The following is a 21,943-nucleotide window of genomic DNA, read 5'->3' on the forward strand; positions in this document are numbered from 1 at the left end:
TGTACTTCTGTCAATAGCGTAGACACAAAATTAAGGAACAACCACGGCATTAGACAGCCTGATTTCTGTAGTAAATTTGTTCGAAATGATGAGCCGTCTCGTATCCTAGAGTAGAATGTGGTCGTAGTCGATTATAGTCAAACTCAATGTAAGCATAGAGTTCTCTCATGGCTTGTTTACGGGTCTTAAATTTTGTTTGGTACACAAATTCTTTTTTCAACGTGCTATGGAAGGACTCGATACAAGCGTTATCATAGCAATTTCCTTTACGGCTCATGCTGCCAATCATTTTGTACTCTTGTAACTTTGCGCGGTAGTCATGACTAGCGTATTGAGAGCCACGATCAGAGTGATGAATTAATCCTGGCTCAGGCTTGCGACGCTTATATGCCTTCTCTAGCGCGTCTAAAACGAGCTCCCTTGTCATTCGAGCTCCCATTGAAAATCCTACAATTCTGCGAGAGTACAAATCCATTACGCTTGCCAAATACAACCAGCCCTCGCCCGTCTGGATGTAAGTGATATCCGTTACCCAAGCTTTATTCGGCGCTAGCACAGTAAACTGACGATTTAACACATTTTCGAACACAGGCAAGTCATGTTTAGAATTCGTCGTAGCCGTTACTTTCCTTACGGTTATTGACTTCAATCCCATTTCCTTCATACGCCGACTGACCGTTTTGGAAGAAACCGCAGTCCCATTTTTTCTTAATACGGCTGTAATCGTCGGACTTCCTGCGCGTTTTTTAAAGTGATTAAACAGTCTTCTTATCTTCCGATCTAGCGCTTTTAAGCGCTTTTCACGAGCACTAGGTTCCCTCTTAATCCATTTGTAATATCCGCTTCGTGAGACTTCTAAAACGGTGCACATCTTCTCGACCCGGTACTGGAAGCGGTGTTTATAAATAAACGAATAAATCAGCACGGGTCCTTTGTGAAGAAGTGCATCGCCTTTTTTAAAATCTCATTTTCCTCTTTTAATTCGAGGATGCTTTGCTCCAACTTCTTCATTCGTTCATAGTCTACAAACACCTGAGACTGAGATTCTACAGTTCTACTGCCGTACTGTTTAATCCACCGACTTAGGGTACTTTTAGGAATATTTAATTCCTTAGAAATTTCAATTGGTCTCTTATTAGCAGACTCCATGTGTTCAACTGTCTTGCGTTTAAATTCCTCATCATAACTTTCACGTTGTGATCCCATGCCACACCTCGACCTTATTTAATATCTATATTATAAAGGTTGTTCCTTAAGGTGTGTCTACGAAATAGTCTAACTTCAGCAAACGTCGAAATAGCGTACCCTAGTTCCGCTTGAGCGGAAATAATCGCCTTTTTCCCCAAATAGCGTACTCCAGTTCCCTTTCAAGTCAGCCGAATTCCAGCAGCTCGCATTTGTGCCTAACACAATGGCATCATGACAACAATTTCTGCGTAAATCTATCCGCCAAATCAACAATTCGATCTTTGCCTGCTAATGCGTTTATCCAAACTTCCGGGATAGAAGAAATGCCATATAGAAGACCTGCTAACCCACCTGCTACAGCACCCGTCGTATCGGTATCCTCACCTAGATTCACCGCTTTTAGGACCGCTTCTTCATACGTCCCGCTGTTGAACAGACACCATAAGCTGGCTTCGAGCGTATGAACCACATAGCCGGAAGAGTGAATCTCATCTTCACTTTTGTCCGCAATATTTCCATCCAGAACAGCCTTGAAGTGAGCTAATTCCGGCTCATCTTGGTAATACGCTTTGACCGTGTTCTGCATCTGTTCATAGCTTTCGCGAAGCGTGAATCCTTTCAAAAGCTGGCACGCAAGCTCCACATAGATAACGCAAGCTAGGATAGACCGCATATGCCGATGTGTAATCGAGGAAACGGCCGTGATCATCGGCACCTTCTCTTCGAAGGGTGAGTTTTTCAGCAGATAGGCAAGCGGCAAAATTCTCATCAACGAGCCATTCCCATTGCTGCGCGTCCCTGTCAGTCCCGCCAAATCGGGGCGAATAAGCTCATAACACAAAGTATCTAACGCCAATGCGGTTGTATTTCCAATATCGAAAACCTTGCCATGCGGAGTCCAATACCCTTTGTGATACCACTGAACGCACTTATTGCCGATATCATAAATATCATACCCGCTGCATAAACTTTCTGCTAAGCAAAAGGTTAAGGAGCTATCGTCTGACCATGTACCCGCTGGCTGATGATGAGTTCCATATCCAATCATATCTCTAACCGGATTTTCCTGCAGATATGTTCTAGGCATAAATTCAACAGGCACGCCTAGGGCATCGCCTACACAAAGTCCGAAAAGCCCAGCTAGCACTTGAATTTTCATGAGAATAACTCCTTCCCCTTACTGCTATTTACTGGCTGAGATCCTCTCGAAGCTGGGTCAAAATTTCCCCAAGCCAATTGGTGCCCCGCCACTTGCTGCGATTTCTGGCATGGGGATGATCCTCGGCTAATCCTATTCCCCAGATTCTATCGTCAGGACTTGCTTCAACGATTGTTGTACCGCTTGTTGCGAGCAATCGGGTCCTGAGTTCAGGATTCTGCGTAAATTTTGCATAATTAGCGTCATAAACAATCTGTTTGCATACCAGCTGCCATTGATCTGCACTAAAGTTCGAGACACTTCTGCCCAAGCGCTTTTGTTCAGACGGTGAGTGGCTTCCAAGAATTTTATCTGCCATCTTGTTGTCTTCAAAGCTTATAGCTTTCATGTACATCATGTATTGTTCTGCGCAATTAAAGGAGATACCCGCGATGACAAACCGACAGGGGTGCCACTGTGAAAACGGCGATTCCGTTCTCCAAAAGAATGTAAATCTTTCCATACGAATTATCCTTCTCCCTCCGTCATTTAGAGGTTTCTCATAAGCTCCCGTCGGATTTCCGCCAAAGCTTGATCACGGACGAGCTTTCCATCCTCATATACAACCTCAAGCAAATCTTCAGTTTCACGCTTGGCATATTCCTCTACACTCAGATTATCCGTGTAATCGATGTTCCCGTCCTTCTCTGTGACAAGCACGAGCCCTGTTTGCGACTTTTTAAAGTGGCCGCTGTCGGTTTTGGGATCTTTGAAAATCTTGCGTTCTTCGCCATTAATGATCGTAAACGTCGACTTCAACGCAAAACCAAACGTATCCCGCGTATTGTATTGGTACGTGTACGAGCCAATGCCGTAAACCATGTTGGTCGAAGCGAAGCCTTTGGCCGCTAGCTTTTCACAAATTTCCCGGCAGCGGGCAATCGTTATTGCATCCCCATAAATAGCGCCAATATGGCTGTCTAATTGCTTGAAGCCCTTCTCTGTCGTTGTGCCGCCGAAGATATCCCACAGAATTTCAATGACGCCTTTGCGTTCAAATTCATTTGTTGATTCTGCATCGCCGCAGATGATTTTGACAGGATCTCCGCTATCCGGGCGAATGACGACTCTGCCGTCACGGCTGAGGATATCTTCTTTTAACCCGCGAACCACAACATCCAGCACACTCCATAAATCCCAAGTGTCCGACACAATCGATACGAACCCGCTTGGGTATACTTCCTTGATCAGGTATCGATATGAGGCCATTTCGTCCGTCCCATGTGCACACATTACGCTATGCTCTGTTGCTGGAATCGAAGTGCCAACTAACTCTTTTTCAATATCAGCATGGTAGTAATCTTCAAGATAAAGAATCGCCGGAATCGTGTCTGTCCCTGTAAAAGAGAGCAAATGCCCGGCACCGCTGGTTTTCGCAGCTTCTAGTGAGCTCATGCCGCGCATCGAGAAATCATGGCCTTGAAAAGGGACAGCCGAAGTATCGCCATTCGTTTTCACTGCAAATTCTTCAAGAATTTTGCGGTATTCCAAAGCTAAAGTTGCACTCGTTGCAGGCATCCAGAGCTGGCAGGACATGAGTGTTTCCAGATAATTGGTCAGCCAGAAAAACTGCGGCTTCGTATTTTCTATTGTCAGCATAGGCACCTTAATTGGCACTAAGCTTCCTTCTTTAATGGCCTTAATCTTGATCGGCAAATATCCTAAATCATGCAGCTCTTCGATATGCGAAGCGTCCGGGTCCTGGGCACCCAGCGCGTATTGAAGCACCCTTTTATACTCAGCGGCAACTTCTGTTTTGGGTCTTGCAAAGAAGTTATCATTGAAATATTGAATGAGATATTCCTTAATGAACGATTGGAAGCCAAAAGCGACAACCTCATTAATTCCCTCCAAGCGGCTCGTGCGCGCAGTCCAAGTTGAATATACAAGCTCAGTCCCTTTCGGATATTGATTCTTATGGCTTACCTTATAGAAATCGCAAAGCAGAGTTGCTGGGTAAATGAATGGTTTTGTCATTTTACAAGCCTCCTATGTTGAATATATGAATTTTGGGGTGATCGGTTGGCTCTAATATGGTGTTCGTCGTAAATACTTTATCGATTACATCGGATTCGAGAATCTTCCCTTTGTAAATCGCTGTCTCGCAGTGGCCGACCAGTACATAAATCTCGGAAGCACCGATTTCTACTAACTTCTCCGCGCTCAGCATGAAAGTTCCGCCATACGAGCATAAATCATCCACAATGATAGCTTTAAAGCCCTCGTTCTCAATGCTTCCCACAACGTCCAACTTCTTAATTTGGCCTGTCTGGAAATCCCTTACCTTAAAGCCAACCAGCTGCTGATAGCCTTTGATTTTGCTGTAGCGCTTTTGGGCACCTGCATCTGGGAAGAACAAGTAATCGACGGCCGGGTTGAAAGCTGTAGCGGCAACGACTTGATCAAGCAATTCAATGGTCGGGTACCTTGCGATGCTTTTATCAATAAGTGCTAGTGAAACATCGGAATGAGGCTCGATCAGCGTCACCTTGTCGAAAGATAACGCATTGATGAAATTCGCCACATACTTCAAAGTAAAAACCGACGAACCCTCCACGCGATCCATGCGGCTGTAGGGCATGTAATAAATGACCAGCGAAGCTCTGAAGTTATGGTCGTTCATGAAATTCTTCACAAACATCAGCTTGATTAAATCGCTGTCGTTTTCGTATTTAAAAGCAATTTCATTGTGATCCTTAACCTCGTTAAGGAGTTGCTCGCCATCGACCAGCGTCTCGCCGTTCGGGAACATTTTGAAAACCAATTCAGTACCATTTAATAGGATCACGATGATCACGCTCCTTCTTTCATGATGGTCAAGGCTGCTTGCAGGCATTGGTAGGCGGAGCTGAGTCCTGCTCGGTCGTCGAGAAGGATATTGAAATAAATCTTTTTGCCGCCGGCGACAGGTACAAAGCTTGGGCTTTCATTAATGGCATCAAACGGAATCTCGTTAGCTTCCAGATAGTTGATAATGCTCGGAAAGTTAGCATCAGCACTAGCTGTAAATACGACTAAATGAGCCCCGAACGCCTTGCATTCTCTCAAAAGCTGAATGACATCATGGTATTGATGCCCTCTGCGATGAAAGTCATAGACGGTGTTGTCATAATCATATGCGATCACTAGGTTATTATATTTTTTCCACTCCGTAACGAGTCGTTCAATGACATTTGCATCCTCTAAGTAGAAATCCATATCAACGTCACCGCCTTCTTTTAACTATAAATGGAAAGCTGGGGCTCGACCTCTGTGAAGCGATACAACTGGGCTGCCCGTTGGGAATACTTGTTTGAACTCTTTAAGGTGCCGTCTGGATGACGAGCTTCCTCAATAATTCCTTTTCGACTCTGCGTGGAGGTAATTTTGCGAATGAAATTCTTCTCCTCGAATGCTGGCACGACCGCTTGAATGACTTGATACAGCTCGCCTATCGTAAACTCCTCTGGAAGGAACTCTTTGGCGATCGTAGTCGTGAGCATCTTCAGACGAATTTCGCGCAGGGCATCCATCAGAATTTGCCGATGATCAAAGGCTAGATCCATAGTTAGAGCTTCATCTACCGGGAACAAATGAACCTCCGATGCATCGACCGCGGCTTTGCGATTGGCTAACAAATTCTCATTCACTAAAGCCAGAAAGGCATGAGAGATGATCCATCCCCTCGGATCTCGTCCAGGGTCACTGTATACATTAAAATATTCGAGATGGACGTGTTCCACTTCTGTTTCTTCTTTCAGCTCCCGCATAGCGCAAGCGTGCACTGTCTCTGTTTCTCTCGTAAAACCGCCAGGAAGAGCCCATTGACCTTCATAGGGCCATATTTTCCTCTGAATAAGCATCACATGCAGTTCTCGAGTTGGCAGTGCTTTCTTACCTGTATGTTTCTCTTGCGATATGATAGTAAAAATCACGATATCTGTTGGCGCTCCGTCAGGTGTTCGATAATTGCTTATGGAATAATTGGATTCGTTTTCGACCATGTGGTATCACCAGCCTGGATTGATTATTTCGATTTAATATTATCATTATGACATAATAAAATTGAAAGTCAATGGGTGTTGGGAAAATAAAGAAAAAAGGATAACTTCCTATAATGAAGAAAATGTAAACTGTAACTATTTGAGCAAATAAGGAGAAATACATATGAAGTTTGGAGTTAAACCAAGCCTGCTGAGCTTAGCTATCCCTATTACCCTTGCTTTCACACTCGCAAGCAGCTTCATCCCGAGCATCTATGCCGAAGAGCATACAAACGGTTGGCAGGATATTGCCGTCGGGGGAACCTTCAGCTTAGGTATTAAAACAGATGGCACGCTATGGTCTTGGGGCGAGAGCAACCGTTATGGCGTTTTCGGTAATGGCGAGAAAGGCGATAAGGCCGCTAATCCCAAATTGCCTGTAAAAGTGCAGGGAATTGACCATGTTAAAGCAATCGGAGCAGGCGCTATGCACGCGTTAGCTGTAAAGTCCGATGGTACCGTGTGGACATGGGGAGATAATACAGATGGGCAGATTGGAGATGGTACCGAGACTCAGCGAGAAACAGGGTCTGGCAAAGCGTTAACCGACAACAATAGAGAACTTCCAACACAAGTAAAAGGCTTATCCCATGTTGTGGCCGTTTGGGGTGCCTGGGCCAGAAGCTACGCCATCAAAGATGATGGCACATTATGGGCATGGGGAAGCTTGTATTATAAAAAGTCGGATGGCTCTACTGGAAATTACGCAACTCCCGTGCAATTAAGATTTCAAAATGTCGCGACAATCTCCACCGGTTACGGCGATAACTTACTAGTGCTCAAAAAAGACGGCACGGTTTGGACATTCGATCAAGGAGCTGTTGTTCAAATCGAAGGATTAACGGATATCACTGCGGTCGCAGCAGGTGGCACAGATTCCTATGCGTTACAGAAAAACGGCACAGTTTGGGTATTTGGATCCAATGGACGAGGCAAAATTGCAGGAGAAGATCTTGCAAAAACCACTGCTCCCCAGAAGTTGCAAGGTATTCAAGATGTCGTTGATATTCGGGCAACAGGCGGCGGCCCACTATTCCTCAAAAAAGACCGTTCCGTATGGACAAGCGGCAAAAACACAGGCGGGCAACTAGGCATTGGCTCTTACGAAAATAGCGATGTTCCTGTACAAGTTAAAAATCTTGCTAAAATAAGTAAGATTGCCGCGCATGGTACCGGATTCCGGTCAATGGCTATTAGAGAGGATGGGACTCTTTGGGCTTGGGGGAACGGCTACACTGGAGATGGAACGGAGTGGTATCGAACCGAACCTGTTTGGATTAAAAGCAGCGACTCTGAGCTAACTCCTCCTACTGATTTAATCAGTGTGCAGCTGGACGGATTAACGCTTCACTTTGAGCAACAACCAGTCATTATCGACGGAAATACGCTGGTCCCCTTACGTACAATATTTGAAACTTTAGGAGCAGAAGTTAGTTGGAATGGAGCTACTTCAACTATTACAGCTACAAAAGATAAACAGACAATCTTGCTCACCGTAGGGAACCAAACCGCCACGCTAAACGGTCAGCCAATTCAGCTGGAGACCCCTGCTGCTGTCGTTAACGGCAATACGCTTGTACCCGTAAGGTTCATCGCCGAGTCTCTTGGTACAAAAGTAGCGTGGATTCCTGAGACGAAGACAGTTCAGCTACTATCCAAATAAAATTAAAAAGGCCTTCCACTGAATTTTCTCAGGGAAAGCCTTTTTTTCAATAACCCAATGAATCAAAATTAATCAATCGATCCTTTTGAATCTTCGCTTTCTCATCAGCTTTCAAGACTGTTACGAATACCTGTTGATCAATAACAACTTGAACAAACTGATACCCTGTCTCCTTAATCCATTCATTGAGCTCTCCAAGGATACTCGTATCCAAAAAGTCACTCATGTACTCGGGATGAATCGTTCTTTTTTGCCCATTTAACATAAAACTAACGCTAATAGGTCCATCTTCTGTATCCCACTTCTCCACAATATTCGTTGGTTTAAAGGCTCCGCGGGAAATTGCGCCCCATTCTTGTAAGGCTTTTACATAGCGTTCATTTCCCTTAAGTACATCCATCTCTGTATCTTCCAGCCAGACTCGATCTTTATCCTGCTGCAAAATATAAAGCTCAGCAAATTCATCATACCATTCCGCGGAATCAAACGGATTCCAATCTTCATTAATATAACCTTCATAGAATACTAAAAACTTGTCATCAAATTGTTGCTCTGTTAGTTGGCTATCCTTCTGAAAGAAACCTAATTTACGATAATACTGCGCTGCATCCAAAACGCGCTCCTTAGGAGATAACACACCAAACTTTTCCTTGCTTAATTGAGATGTTGTTTTAAGTTCACGAAAAGTTGGGACGATGTCTTGATAGTCTTTTTCGACCTCTGAGTAAACCAGATCCCTCGTAAACAAAATAACTCTATAGAAATTGTACTTCCCACTAATTAGAGTTTGTACGATCGTGTAGTTGCCATTTGTTGCTGAATTCACAGAATAAGAAAACTGCGATGCTTCAAGACCATTGATTGACATTAAGCGGGATTCACTAAAATCCTTCCCATTCTGGGATTCAATTGATGCTTTAATCGCCTTTTCATATTGAGCTAGCGATTTTATATCTGATAAATCATCTCTGGATTCCGTTGCAAGCGTAATGAAATTATTCCCTTTTGTTAAAACCATTTGATCCCCCAGCGCACCTGATGATGGTTTGGACAGCCATTTGCCGTTTACCGTTAGTTGGGACATCTGATTTGGACTTATTACATCATGGGAAGGGATAAGATAGATTGTCTTGCTGCTATTTTCCAAAGTGACATCATAGTTGGATGCTTCTCCGACAAAACGAATAGGAACAAAAAGATTTCCATCCACATTTCTAGGAGCTATAGGCAGTAATTGTTCGGTTCCATTCAAGCTGGCCTTCACATTGTCTACTTGCAGAGTGAGCTTAACTCCCTCTTTAGAGGCTTGAATAGTTTTTGTCTCGTTATCCCACATGATGGTGAAGCCTAATTTCTCAAATAAAGGACGGAATTGTACCAACGTTGTGCCTGCTTCCATAATAGGTGGGTGATCAAATAATACTCTATCACTATTCACAATAACGGCCAGACCATCCGCAGGATTTGAACGATTTGGAGCTCTATTGACGGTGATGCCTGATTGTTGAAACTGCTGCAGCATCAACTTCGACTTCTCATTCAGCCCATCTTCGTCTATAAAAAGAGTGCGAAGCTCCTCCATAGAGCCAATAGGCAATATGTCAACAACTGGATTGCCCACAATATCCAACCATTTGATAGGCAGCTTAGCGAGTGAAGCAATATCTACAATCTTATTTTGACTAGCCAGTAAATCCGTTAGTGAAGTCAAATGTGAAAAACAGCTAATACGCTCAATCTCATTGTTACTGATAAGTAATTTTTGTAAATTAGATAGATTTGAAATCGGACAAATGTTTTGGATCTTATTATGACTCAAGGCAATAAATTTCAATTTGTGCAAGTATTGCAGAGGTCTGACATCTGTGATCTCTTGATTATCGATATAAATATCCGTTAAGTTCAAGGCAAATTCCAAGCCTTCCAGACTCTTAATTTTCTCCTTTCCTTTTGGATATAACGTAGTTAACTTCTGTAAAGTCTTGTAATCTAGTACTTGATCATCCGTCAGTTTCAGTTCATCACGAATCGCTTTTTCGAGAACGGGATCCTTAATTTTCATTCCATCAGCAGCTGCCTCGATTGGGGCAGGAAGCAACAAGGTAAATAGGATTAGACAAATCGTGAAGCAAAGCGCTTGTAATTTCATAGTGTTCGTCCTTTTCGTTCATATTCTTTAAATAACCTATTAAATCTCATCTCATCGATACCAATTTTTCAATACCAACTCGAAGTATACTAAAAACAACACACAGTTAATGTAATATCTTGTCGAAATATATATAATATTTAAATTATTTTAATAATTTCTGCAGTTTTGACCTAAAAGGCTGTAATCTCTCTCCTCTTTATACAAAAAAGGCCTCGCTCTAAGCGGGCCATCACGGTTACTTTACAACTATGCATCTAACGCTAGCATGCCCTCCAGCTTAATAGCCGTAAAGGTAGGCAGCCCATCCTTCATAGCTACCCATAGGATATGATGAAAATCGTCCAATCCTGCTTTGTGTTTATTTGCGCCTGTTCTCCCCATTTGGATATGTGCATGGCCGGCAACCTTTGTGAGTTCCAATTTATGAAAATGTCCGGCGAGCATCGTAAAAGGTCTGGCATTCAATGCCTGAACCAAACGTTCGTACACAGCCGAGTCGGTTTTCCACACGGGCTGATGAGTGATAACGAAGGTCATATCTACATCTGGATGGTCATGGAGCGTTTTTTCGATAAAAGCAAACTGCTCTTCCCCGATACATGGATTCGGCACATGCTTGTTCTTAATGTCTTTCGTCTGTTCGGCAATGCTCTCAAGCAGTTCCCTGATCACTTCTTCGGCTTGTTCAGGCTCACGCTTGCTGCGCAGTTCTGTCTCGCGGAACGCGAGTTCGAGTTCCGGGGAAAGCGCATGCTGCGGTTCTTCCGTATGCAGAGCCAAGAACAAGACGTTGCCGTAACGGAAGGCGTAGTAATCGATGCCTTTGCGTTCCTGCCAAACCTTCTTCATCACTTCATTACCATAATCATGATTTCCTGCAACTGGGAAGAACGGCAAGCCTGAGCTTTGAATATGGCGTTCAAGCTCGTCCCACTCACGATGAGCGCCATCTGCCTGCTGCCAATATCCTTCGATCAAATCCCCGACGGCAACGACAAAGTCCGGGTTCAAACGCTTCACCTGCCTAAGCGCTTCTTCAAATACGCCTTCAATCGCGAAGCCGCTGCGGTCCCCCATGATGGCAAAGTTAAAATCATTCGTTGATGTCTGCGGCAATTCCCCGATCCATGGCCGCTTGTCCGTTCTGAAAAGCAGCTCATCATAGAACATATTCATGCTGGCATCCCCCTATTGTGTTATTTTTGGGCATCTAGTAATTGTTGAACCTGTTTCGCTGCTGCTTTCACTGCGTCCTGTGGAGTAATGGAAGTATCCAGCAAAGCCTTTTTGATCTCATCCTGAATTTTAATCGATATTTCTTTGTACCCTTTCATCGTCGGCCTTGCGCGAGCGAAATCAAGCTGATCGTACGCAACGCGATATTGCGGTGTTTTGGCCCATAGCTGCTGAATGCGATCGCTATCCTTGGCTTCCTTCGTCACGGGAATATATCCCGTTGTTTCGCTCAATTGAGCGACATTTTCCTTCTGTGCCAGCCATTTGATGAAAGCTGCGGCAGCCTTCTTCTCCTGAGCGGAAGACTTCGCCATAATCGTCAGGTTAGATCCCGTTGTGCTTGCGGCGAATTGCTGCCCTGCCGGCAGAAAGCCAACGCCTAGCTCGAATTTATCCTTCGCTCCTTCAAGCATCGTGGGCATGGTCGCTGATGTTGTCCAAACGATCGCTGCTTTCTGCGAAATGAAATCGTTAATCGCCGATAGATGTGAGTTCGAATCCTGACCCGAAGGTATTTTCATCGAACCGTCCTTCATCATATCTTGATACAGCTTGACTGTGGCGTAACCCGCTTCGTTGTCGAAAGCGACCTGTTTCTCGTCGGGAGAGAACATTTCTCCTTTTTGCTGGAACACACCGTCTTCGAAGAAAATGACATCAATCGGCATCTCAAAACCAACAACGGATTTGTTTTTATCTGTCGTTTTCAAAGCGAACGATTTCAGTTCCTCCCAATTTTTCGGCCCTGTATCTGGAAGACCTGCGTCGCGCAGCATGTTTTTGTTGTAGTACATGACGAATGTGCTTCGATAGAATGGAATACCGAGCAATTGATCCTTGATCATAGCGTTATTCAACATGCCTGGATGGAAAGCGGCTATTTCCTCTTTTGAGAAATAGGCTTTCAAATCATCCAATGCATGGGACAAGCCGAACTCTGACGTTTGTGTCGTCGCGAGCATCGCAACGGCCGGCTGATTTCCCGCGAGAATTGCGGCTTGGAGCTTAGTGGCAAGTGCGCTGCCATCCCCTAGGTTCATACCGGTTACTTCGACTGCGGATTGGCTGGCATTATATTTGCTGATCATTTCTTCTGTAGCTTTGCTAAGCTGAGCTGCTTGTGCATACCAATAGTCAATTTTCGTCTTGGAAACCGCCGTATTTTCTGATTTCGCCGAGCCTGCTTTATCGCCAGCAGTGTTGTCAATCCCGTTACCTCCGCACCCAGCAAGCGATGAGACGGTTATGCATGAAACAATGAGCATCAATGAAAGCTTCTTCATCAGGTTCTCTCCTCCAAATAAGTTTTATCTATTTAATGCCGCTGTAGGTAAAAGCGGACTTGATGTGTTTACTGGCCAACACATAGATCGCAAAGATCGGGGCCACAAGAATAACGTTGGCAGCCATCAGCAATTGCCAGTGCGTTCCTTCGGTATTCGTCAATTTGATCATCCCAACCGTCAGGGTATGAAGCTTCTCGCTGCTGGTCATAATTAATACCCAAAATAAATCGTTCCAATGGGTAATAAACAGCAGCAGCGTAACCGTAACAACAATTTGCTTAATCATCGGAAGCAGCATACTCCACATAAGTCTTCCTTCGGACATCTGCTCCATCTTGGCCGCATCGATGATGTCTTCGGGTAGTTGCTTGAATGATTCGGATAGCAGGAAAATGGCAAATGGCGATACCATATATGGAACGATCAAAGCCGCATAGGTGTTGATCAGGCCCCATTTGCTCAGCAGCAAATAGATCGGAATGATGACAACCTGCATAGGAAGCATCATGCCAGACAGAATCAGGCCGTATATGATCTTGGAACCTTTGAATCGTTTCCGTGCAAACGCATAGGCCGCAGGTATGGCGACAACCAGTTGCAGTGCCGTAGCCGATATGGCGACGAGGAAACTGTTAAATACATAGCGGGGAAAAGGCCCCGTTCGCCATACTTCCAAATAATTCTCGAACTTCAATTGCTTCGGGAAAAAGGACGGCGGAAAAACCAACGTTTCCGGCAGCGTCTTGAGGGAAGTCACAATCATCCAATAAAACGGGAACAAATAGATCAGTCCGACCGCCAGCAATAAGATCAATCCTGCCGCTTCCGGGATCGTTACGCCAAATACGCGCTTGCTCATCCGATGACCGCCTTTCGTTTAATGATAATGAATTCGGGAACGGAGGATCAGGAAGTTCGCCATCGTCACCATGGACACGATGACAAACAGGATAACGGCTCCCGTCGAAGCCTCGCCAAATTTATAGAACTCGAATCCCGTCTGGTATATCCAGTAGACTAGCACATTCGAAGAGTTGGAAGGCCCTCCGCTTGTCAGCACTTTAACAGAATCGAACACCTGCAGAGAACTGATGATATTAACTGTCAGCATAAAGAAGAGCGTCGGCGATAACAGCGGAATGATGATCTTGGTGACAAGTTTGAACGGATTTGCACTATCTAGCCGCGCCGCTTCAAGCACAGGCACTGGGATGGCGTGCATACCGGCAATAATCAGCAATATGTTAAAGCCGAGGCTTTTCCAGATAGCTACCAGAATCAGCGACATCAAGGAAGTTGCCGGACTATCGATCCACATTAGCTTGGGCAAGTGAAGCCACTGGAGCATCAGGTTCAGAAGCCCGTAATCCTTGTCCATCATCCACATCCATAACAAAGAGATGGAAACCAACGGGATGATATGGGGCGAAAACACCGCCGTCTGAACAAATTGATGCAGCCTGCCGGGACGGTTCAATAGCAGAGCAAGGATAAGCGATAAACAGCAAGATATAGCAACTGTAAAAAAAGAATACATGACCGAATTTCGTAAAACCTCTAGGAAACCCTGAGAATGAGCCAAATCCAGATAATTTTGCAAGCTGACAAACAGCCACGTATTGCTTAACAGATCAACTTTATAAAGGCTAAGATAAAATAGGTAGATAACGGGATAAACCGTAAACACGAGACAACCAATCAACGCAGGCAGGATGCAAAGATAGGGTCGGTAATCGAGACGATGACTTTGCCGCATGAAATTTGTTCTCTCCTTTGCCATAAGGGTTATAGGCCGATCACATGTCCGTCAGCAGCATGTCTTGCAGCTGTTTCCGTTTGGAAATGGTTAAGCCAAGCGCTTCTTCCAGATAACGATCCATGTTTCCGTACCGCACATTAATCTCATCGAAAGCCGCCTGCAAATACTCCGCTCTTGCTTGCATCATGGCCAACAAAACTTCGCCATCCTCTTCACGCTTCAGCTTTGGTTTAATGGATGCAAGAATTTGTTGGTCCGCCTCTTCCCTGAACGCATTGGTTAGCAGATAATCTGCCATGATCGTTTGTTCGGGTACGCCCAGAGCCAATAGAACAAGCGCAGAGCCGAACCCTGTGCGATCCTTTCCCGCGGCGCAATGCTGTACCATAGGTAGGTTGCCTGGCGTTAACAGAAGATCGAACAAGATCGCATATGACTTCGCAAAATCAGAAACATACCGCTCATTGGCAAATGTCAACATTTCTCCCGATGGACCTAGCAAATGAAGCATGTCGTTGGCGATCATGTCCATGTAGTTCATGCGGGAACGATGCCTGGATGATTCCACTTCGATGGGAATACCCACTTGCCTCGCATTCTCAATAACAGGGTTCGGCTTCAACTCAGCCTCGTACTCCGCTCGGTAATCGCAAATTAGCTTGAGGCCGCAATTGTGCAAGTAAAGTCGATCAGCCTCCGTTAAGCCGATCAGTTCTTCCGATCGATATAACATCCCCCATTGTAAGTAGCGGCCATCACTCGTCTCATATCCGCCCATGTCGCGAAAATTCAAGGAGCCTTGGAGCGGCAGTCTCCTTTCGGCGGTTATTCGAGCTCCCCCATATTCGGGTTTCAATATAAAATAGGTTCTTCGCCCCGGATTCGGGTCGTCGAATGATAAGGATGAGATACTGACATCCGTTTCAGCCAATGGATCATGCGCTTCAAGCGGGGACAATCCTGTGAATATGCTCACCTTCCCCAATGCCTTGTCTGATCTCCATTGCAAGTGCATGCGATTGCCAATACGTTGAACTTCTACCTTGGATAACTGAATCTTCATTTCGATTTGTAGAGCCCCTTTCTTATGTATACATTAATGTATACATATAAGTGTACAATTGTTTTGTTAGATGGATATTAACGTCGAATGAAGAATTTATTAACGAAAACACTGCGGTTCCCTAAGTGGGGCAGGTGACATTTTTTATTGCAACATCGTGTCAATCCGTGTAGAATTCAAGTGAAATCACGCTGAAGGGAACATTTGAGAATGTCCAAATTATCCTTGGAATCCATCGCCTATACCAATATTCGCCAAAAGATTGTCTCCTGCGAGTACTTACCTGGAACGGTTTTATCCGAAAACGAGCTTGCCATTGAATTTAATATGAGCCGTACTCCGATACGTTCCGCACTCTCGCGGTTGGAATCGGAAGGATTTATCGTTTCGTTCAACAAACGAGGCATCTTGGTGAAGGATATCTCGCACAAAGAACTTATTCACATTTATGAATCAATATTAGCGCTGCAACTATACGTATTGGATCAGGCCGTATTGCGTGAATATGCATTTGATACGAAGAAGTTGAAAACATATCTGGATATTCAAATAGAAGCAAGTCAGAATAACGACTATAAGTCATACATCGAGAATTCCGTTCTGTTTAGACGAACTGTCATTTCCGCAGCCGATAACGATACGATGCTAATGTTAATCGATTCCTACAAAGACAAAGTAGTTATGAAATCATTGCTTCACTGGAAGCAAACGCCCCATCTGCAGCATTATTCCGCCAACCGAATCAACCAATCCGTTTACGATTCGATCATCCAGGGGAACTACGGTGAAGCCAAGCAGTCTCTGGTCGAAGCCTTTGAGAGAATCCTGTATCGGACTGCGATGGATGTGCCCGGTTTTGACAGCTAAGAGACAGATGACGGTGAGAACCTTCGCCTAACAAAAACAACGGTCAACTCGCACTGCTGCGAACTGACCGTTGTTTCTTTTATTTCATATGCTGTTAATTCGAACTTACAACCACACCCCTGCAATACTTGCATACCTCCGCATCAATGGCGATTTCCTCATTACAGTAGGAACACGGCTTATGTGTTTTCAAATCAGTTGAATCAACGACTTTCCGCTTTCTCATACTTGCGATAATCAGTAAACCAAGCACGACAATGACAACGGCCACCAACCAATAAACCATTCGTGAAACACCTCCTAGTTGTTACCCAACTTTCTGATGATTCCGTTTATGTATATTCGGTTATCCTTGTCCATTAGTCTTGGGACTTTTCTCAAAAGCACGTTATGATTGCCGCTGGTTACCGCTTAATTCCTTCTACTGATTCTATATTCGGTAGGTGTCATTCCGGTATATCGATGAAACAGCTTCATGAAATATCGTCCATCCAAATAACCGACCGATTTACTGACCTGCGCTACTCTGCGCTCCTTCGTTTCTAGCATAGCCTTGGCTGTTTCCATCCGGAGCTTCGTCAAATATTCCACAAAAGTAACGCCAAAATGCTGCTTGAACAGCAGGCTAAAATAGCTGTTGCTAATCCCCAAAGTGCTGGCCAGCTCATCAATGCCAATGTCCTTGGACATGTGTTCATGAATATACGCCTGTGCGGATTCCATCAGAACGACGCTTGTCTTTTTGCTGACAAATACGACAAGACATTGGCTGACCATTTCATTCATCACAAGCAGCACATCTTTCACACGAATGCATTGATTAAGCTTAACCCAGATGGCATCCTCTTCTGACTGCGTCAGCATGTTGACCTCACGCATCTCACGGATGAGATTGAGCACGAAGTAGTGAATAATTTGCCGCACGCGCAGCAGAGAGGAATCCGGAATTATTTTCAAATGAGCATTAAGTGCTTGCATCGCTTCTTCGGTTTTCATCCGGTTGCATTGCTTGAGACCTGTGACCATATCCTCCGTTAATTTCCACAGCATATCGAGCTGTATTTGCGCTGCGCCCTGACCTTGGGCTGCTGCTACATAAGTAACGCTGGCTGGAGATAGACTGCTCTCCCAATGCACTCGCTTATAGGCGTTCCTTAGGCCAGAAATAGGAATCCATTCTACATAAATGCTAACATGAACATCCAGCTTAATGCTGCTTCTTACACTCTCTCGAATAAGCTCAGCCCAGCTCCCAGCCCGATTGAGATCCTCAGCAGCAAGCTTGTCTCCTGCTTGTTCAATTAATAAGCACCATTCGCCTTCTCGCATTTGCAAAACTGTATAATTTCGTTTCTCGCTGCAAAGCACTTCGCTTAATACGTTATAAATGGCAAAATTCCAAAGCTTCCGTTCCTTCTCGTCCCACCCCAACGACAGCTGTGCATAGTGCTCTAGATCAACAAGCAGCAGCAAGTACTTTGCCCTATTCAGATCCAATTTCTTTCCTTCTTCATCTAGAACCAAATGAGTATCTACAGATGAGCAATCTAACAGCAGATCGTGCAAATTCTTTTCGTACACTAAATTGACCGCGCTGTTCCTTACTCTCTGCTCTTGCTTGACTTTCAGCGCTCTCTCTTGAATGGAAGCCGCGGTACGCCGGATAACCCTCTCAAGCTCATCATAATCGACTGGCTTCATCATATATTCCTTAACTCCGTAGCGCATTAGCGATCTGGCGTATTCAAAGCTCTGATATCCGGTTAACATCACACATTCACAAGTTATACCGCGCTCTCGCATCTTCTGAACGAACGTGATCCCGTCCATAATCGGCATGCTAATGTCGGATACCACCAAATCGGGTCTAATATGATCCACAAGCTCCAATGCCTTGGCCCCGTTCTCAGCTGTTCCAACAATTTCTATCCCGATATTCTCCCATGGAATAACACTTTGCAAATTGCGTAAAATGTTTATTTCATCGTCAACAAGCAACGCTTTCAACATGATGAACCCCTCCCTTAACAAGAGTTAGGTATAACATTTCTAGCGTGAGCGGCAGATCAGCTTGGACGCCTTACCCTTTCACACTTCCCGAGGTAACCCCTTGAATAATTTGTCGCTGCAGGACTGTATAAACAAGAATAACCGGTATTGCGCTAATCATTACGGAAGCCGTTAGAGCGCCGTAGTTCATTTGGAATTTATCCATGAAGGAAACAACAGCTACAGGCAGCGTTCGCAGATTTTGACTGGATAAAAATAAGTTTGCCATAATGAATTCATTCCAATGCCCCATGAAATTCAATATAAATACGGTCACAAGCGTGGGCATTGTCAACGGCATGATAACACGCAAAAGCAAACCATACACCGAAAGCCCATCCATAATTCCCGCCTCTTCCAGCTCCTTGGGAATGGATTTCAAAAAGGCCGCTATGACAAACACAGACAACGGAATACCAAAAGCCGTATAAGGAACGATTAAAGCAAAAGGCGTGTTGTAAATGCCCAGATTTCTAATCATGATATACAAAGGGATAAGCAGCGACGCTGGCGATATGAGCAACGAGATCAGCAGTGTTCCATACACCAGCTTACTCAGCTTGGGATACTTCATTCTCGTGACCGCATAAGCGATTGCCGTTGCAAATAGGATGGCTGCAGTTGTTGCAATCGTACTAATATATAAGCTATTGATAAAATAAGTGCCAATTCTGGAGCTCGTAAATGCATCTACATAGTTTTGGAAATCGAATTTTCCAGGCAGTCCCCATGGATGCAGGACGACTTCGGAATTATTTTTGAATGATGAATTCAGGATAAACAGAAGCGGATACAGAACAATAATGATATAGATCAGGAGAATGAGGTGTCGCATCGTGCCTGTTGTTTGTTTCTTCATCTTAGTATTCGACCTCCTCAGACCTTTTGGTGAGCAAATGGAAGATCAGCGTCAATACGACCGTAAATAAGAAAATGATGATAGATATGGCATTGGCGTAGCCAAACAACGACATCGAATAAGCTTGCTTGTACATGTAAGTGGCCATGACCTCAGAGCTTCCGAAGGGTCCGCCTTTCGTCATAATAAATACGATGTCCAGTGCTTTCATAGCTCCGGTGATCGAAAGCATCATGACAACTAGAATGACCGGCCGAATAAGCGGCACTGTGATGTGGCGAGCTTTCAACCACCCAACTGCGCCGTCGATTTCTCCTGCTTCTTGCACTTCTTTGGATATGGAAAATATAGCGGCTAACACCAGTACGATATAAAATCCAGTCCACTGCCAAGCATTGGTGACGAGTATGGCCAGCATGGAATAGCCCTCTTCACCAAGCCAACCGTGTGTCCATTTCTCAAGCCCCATGGCACGCAGCACCTGATTGATCAGCCCGGCATCAGGGTGATAGATGAACTGCCAGATGACGCCGACAATTGCCGTCGACAGTACACTGGGCAAAAATACAGTCGTTTTGTAAAATCCAAGGAATCTGCGCGCGCCGCTGATCAAAATCGCAAAGAAAATAATGAGCGGAATTTGTATGAATACCGAGAACAAAACGAAGTAGATATTGTTTTTCAAAGCGACCCAAAACTTCTCATCCTGAAACGCCTTAACAAAATTGTCCAAACCATTAAACGTCGCTTCGTTAATTCCGTTCCAGCTGGTTACCGCGTATTTCAACGAGCTGATCATGGGAAGGATGTAGAAAGTCATATAAAGCAACAGGGCTGGAACGACAAACAACGCGTAGGCGAGTGGATTGCGCAATACTTTATTCATGTGATCCCCATCTTTCGATATTAATGACATAGCTGCCCGCGGGAGTTCTGCTTCCATTAGCAACAATTAGGACACCACCGCTTTGGTGTGGTGCCCTGATTGTTATTTGGCGTGTTATTTGGCGTCTTGCGCGGCTTGGACTTTCTCGGCCACTTTCTGCGGCGTTACTTTACCGCCCATCAACTCTTCCATCGCACCTTCCAGCGTTTTCTTAACGGCTGGTGTAACCAGCGCGTCAAATGCCGGGAAGGCACCTTTCTTCGCCGATAGCTGGCCTTGAACAACGTCAGCGATTAAGCCTTTGGCATCGCCAATATCGCTCAACTTCATAGCTGGGATATTGCCGGATTCTTTCAGAGCTCTCTTTTGATTAGCTTCTGTATAGAAGTTTTTGATAAAAGCTTTAACCGCTTTCAACTCGTTATCCGTCAATTTCGACGAGAATCCGTAACCGTTCGACCAGCCTCCGTTAATCATGTCGTCCCCAGGACCACCCATGTTAGGGAAATTGAAGAAGCTTGCGTCATCAGCGACTTTGGAGTTCTTGCCCATGATACCCGAAGATGCCCAGCTTCCATCAAACAGCATGCCTGCTTGACCTGTATAGAATTTCGCTTGACCGTCCGCATATTTCGTTGAAATCACGTTTTTATCGATGTAGCCTTTTTGCTTCAACTCATCCATTTTCTTGAATGCTTCTACAACGGGAGCATCTGTCCATTTCGTTTTGCCAGGCGCGAAGCCTTCTTGAATTTGTGGTCCGCCCAGACGTACGAACAATGTATTGGTAAGCATGTTAAGCACCCAACCATCTCCAGCACCGCCGGCCATGGCAATTGGTGTAATTCCTTTTGCTTTGAGCGCTTCACACACTTTCAAGAACTCATCCCACGTTTTAGGAACTTGAACGCCCGCATCCGCGAATAATTTTTTGTTATAGAAAACGCCTTCAACAAATCCTGCTCTAGGAAGACCATACACCTTGCCGTCAACCGTGAATTCGTTCAAGTTCATGAATTTGTCTTTCAAACCAAGCTCCGCAATAATAGGCGTCAGATCAAGCAAGCGGCCAGCCTTCGAATAATTCTGCGTATCTGCACCACCGAACAAGTCAAAAATAGGAGGCGGGCTGCCTGCTTGCATTTCGGCTTTGAGCTTCGTATCACGATTGACAACATCCTCGACGCCATCCAGCTCAAACTTCAAGCCAGGTACGGCGGCTTCCGTTGCTTTGACGACATCTTGCAAAATAGCAAGATTCCCTTTTGCCGTATCTCTGATTTCTGTATGGCGCAAAGTCATCTTGAACTCTTTTGGCTTCTCAGACTCAACCGGCTTAGCTGTTGCTGAAGCTGCTGGTGCGGGCGTAGCCGATGTAGCCGCCGTCTTCGTGTCAGTGCCGGTACCGCATGCTACCGAAGTTGCTGCCATTGCCATAACCATTGCCACAGATAATGCACTTTTCGTCTTTTTCATTCTTGACCTCCTACAAATGGTTAACTTTTGTTCCTACACTCTCATTATAGAAACGCAGAATGGTAAATTATAGGCTGACATATCGAGAAAACAGGGATAAAATTCTCCATATAAAGGCAATTCCCGCAGACGGCTGCTGCCAGCAGACGCCAAAAAAGGGGCTGTCCCATAAGCCAAATTAAGTAGGAAAGCGTCGATAGATGATGGGGTCGATTACTTTCATGTGGGATGACGGGGCT

19 protein-coding genes and 1 pseudogene are annotated in these 21,943 nt (G+C 44.9%); 2 read left to right on the plus strand and 18 right to left on the minus strand.

Annotation, left to right across the window (positions count from 1 at the left end):
* Positions 1 to 49: 49 nt before the first annotated feature.
* The 7 genes and pseudogenes from BC351_RS34705 to BC351_RS34740 all read right to left on the minus strand — a co-directional run bounded on the left by BC351_RS34705 (position 50) and on the right by BC351_RS34740 (position 6,369).
* Positions 50 to 1,206, minus strand: a pseudogene (locus BC351_RS34705) (IS3 family transposase).
* A 211-nt stretch (positions 1,207 to 1,417) separates the two neighbouring features.
* The gene (locus tag BC351_RS34715; RefSeq protein ID WP_079419713.1) at positions 1,418 to 2,347 is read right to left on the minus strand and encodes an ADP-ribosylglycohydrolase family protein; all 930 of its coding nucleotides are present in this window, start codon (positions 2,345 to 2,347) and stop codon (positions 1,418 to 1,420) included.
* A gap of 28 nt (positions 2,348 to 2,375) precedes the next feature.
* Positions 2,376 to 2,849, minus strand: a complete 474-nt coding sequence (locus tag BC351_RS34720; protein WP_079419715.1) for an NADAR family protein — start codon at positions 2,847 to 2,849, stop codon at positions 2,376 to 2,378.
* 26 nt (positions 2,850 to 2,875) lie between these two features.
* Complete coding sequence (locus BC351_RS34725; protein WP_079419717.1) at positions 2,876 to 4,363, minus strand: nicotinate phosphoribosyltransferase; 1,488 nt, start codon at positions 4,361 to 4,363, stop codon at positions 2,876 to 2,878.
* 1 nt (position 4,364) lies between these two features.
* Positions 4,365 to 5,174, minus strand: coding sequence for a ribose-phosphate diphosphokinase (locus BC351_RS34730; RefSeq protein ID WP_079419719.1), 810 nt, complete (start codon positions 5,172 to 5,174; stop codon positions 4,365 to 4,367).
* 5 nt (positions 5,175 to 5,179) lie between these two features.
* Positions 5,180 to 5,584 carry a hypothetical protein gene (locus tag BC351_RS34735; protein ID WP_079419721.1) on the minus strand — a complete coding sequence of 135 codons (405 nt, stop codon included), beginning with the start codon at positions 5,582 to 5,584 and terminating at the stop codon, positions 5,180 to 5,182.
* A 20-nt stretch (positions 5,585 to 5,604) separates the two neighbouring features.
* Positions 5,605 to 6,369 (minus strand): NUDIX domain-containing protein, encoded by a 765-nt coding sequence (locus BC351_RS34740; RefSeq protein ID WP_079419723.1) that lies wholly within the window; start codon positions 6,367 to 6,369, stop codon positions 5,605 to 5,607.
* Positions 6,370 to 6,532: 163 nt separating this feature from the next.
* Between BC351_RS34740 and BC351_RS34745 the strand changes: the two genes are divergently transcribed.
* Positions 6,533 to 8,071: an RCC1 domain-containing protein gene (locus BC351_RS34745; RefSeq protein WP_079419725.1), complete on the plus strand. Its 1,539-nt coding sequence runs from the start codon at positions 6,533 to 6,535 to the stop codon at positions 8,069 to 8,071.
* Between the two features lie 46 nt (positions 8,072 to 8,117).
* Here the strand turns inward: BC351_RS34745 and BC351_RS34750 are convergent, their stop codons facing one another.
* From BC351_RS34750 to BC351_RS34775, 6 genes are all read right to left on the minus strand, one after another.
* Complete coding sequence (locus BC351_RS34750) at positions 8,118 to 10,220, minus strand: stalk domain-containing protein (protein ID WP_079419727.1); 2,103 nt, start codon at positions 10,218 to 10,220, stop codon at positions 8,118 to 8,120.
* A gap of 249 nt (positions 10,221 to 10,469) precedes the next feature.
* Complete coding sequence (locus tag BC351_RS34755; RefSeq protein ID WP_079419729.1) at positions 10,470 to 11,399, minus strand: metallophosphoesterase family protein; 930 nt, start codon at positions 11,397 to 11,399, stop codon at positions 10,470 to 10,472.
* A 20-nt stretch (positions 11,400 to 11,419) separates the two neighbouring features.
* Entirely contained in the window at positions 11,420 to 12,742 is a 1,323-nt protein-coding gene (locus BC351_RS34760) for an ABC transporter substrate-binding protein (RefSeq protein WP_079419731.1), read from the minus strand.
* 28 nt (positions 12,743 to 12,770) lie between these two features.
* Positions 12,771 to 13,604, minus strand: coding sequence for a carbohydrate ABC transporter permease (locus BC351_RS34765; protein ID WP_079419733.1), 834 nt, complete (start codon positions 13,602 to 13,604; stop codon positions 12,771 to 12,773).
* Between the two features lie 18 nt (positions 13,605 to 13,622).
* A complete protein-coding gene (locus tag BC351_RS34770; protein WP_079419735.1) occupies positions 13,623 to 14,501 on the minus strand; it encodes a carbohydrate ABC transporter permease in 879 nt (292 codons plus the stop codon).
* A gap of 40 nt (positions 14,502 to 14,541) precedes the next feature.
* On the minus strand, positions 14,542 to 15,567 hold the full coding sequence (locus tag BC351_RS34775; protein WP_079419737.1) for a tyrosine-protein phosphatase: 1,026 nt from the start codon (positions 15,565 to 15,567) through the stop codon (positions 14,542 to 14,544).
* A 210-nt stretch (positions 15,568 to 15,777) separates the two neighbouring features.
* Here BC351_RS34775 and BC351_RS34780 point away from each other — a divergent pair, with 210 nt between their 5' ends.
* Positions 15,778 to 16,434, plus strand: a complete 657-nt coding sequence (locus BC351_RS34780) for a GntR family transcriptional regulator (protein ID WP_079419739.1) — start codon at positions 15,778 to 15,780, stop codon at positions 16,432 to 16,434.
* A 94-nt stretch (positions 16,435 to 16,528) separates the two neighbouring features.
* Here BC351_RS34780 and BC351_RS34785 read toward each other — a convergent pair whose 3' ends face one another.
* The 5 genes from BC351_RS34785 to BC351_RS34805 all read right to left on the minus strand — a co-directional run bounded on the left by BC351_RS34785 (position 16,529) and on the right by BC351_RS34805 (position 21,704).
* Positions 16,529 to 16,720: a hypothetical protein gene (locus BC351_RS34785; protein ID WP_079419741.1), complete on the minus strand. Its 192-nt coding sequence runs from the start codon at positions 16,718 to 16,720 to the stop codon at positions 16,529 to 16,531.
* Between the two features lie 125 nt (positions 16,721 to 16,845).
* On the minus strand, positions 16,846 to 18,444 hold the full coding sequence (locus BC351_RS34790) for a response regulator transcription factor (RefSeq protein WP_079419743.1): 1,599 nt from the start codon (positions 18,442 to 18,444) through the stop codon (positions 16,846 to 16,848).
* Positions 18,445 to 18,514: 70 nt separating this feature from the next.
* Complete coding sequence (locus BC351_RS34795; protein ID WP_079419744.1) at positions 18,515 to 19,342, minus strand: carbohydrate ABC transporter permease; 828 nt, start codon at positions 19,340 to 19,342, stop codon at positions 18,515 to 18,517.
* A 1-nt stretch (position 19,343) separates the two neighbouring features.
* The gene (locus BC351_RS34800) at positions 19,344 to 20,228 is read right to left on the minus strand and encodes a carbohydrate ABC transporter permease (RefSeq protein ID WP_079419761.1); all 885 of its coding nucleotides are present in this window, start codon (positions 20,226 to 20,228) and stop codon (positions 19,344 to 19,346) included.
* A gap of 114 nt (positions 20,229 to 20,342) precedes the next feature.
* Positions 20,343 to 21,704 (minus strand): extracellular solute-binding protein, encoded by a 1,362-nt coding sequence (locus tag BC351_RS34805; RefSeq protein WP_079419746.1) that lies wholly within the window; start codon positions 21,702 to 21,704, stop codon positions 20,343 to 20,345.
* Between the last annotated feature and the right edge of the window lie 239 nt (positions 21,705 to 21,943).

Origin of the sequence: Paenibacillus ferrarius, assembly GCF_002027705.1 — a bacterium.
Classification (GTDB): domain Bacteria; phylum Bacillota; class Bacilli; order Paenibacillales; family NBRC-103111; genus Paenibacillus_E; species Paenibacillus_E ferrarius.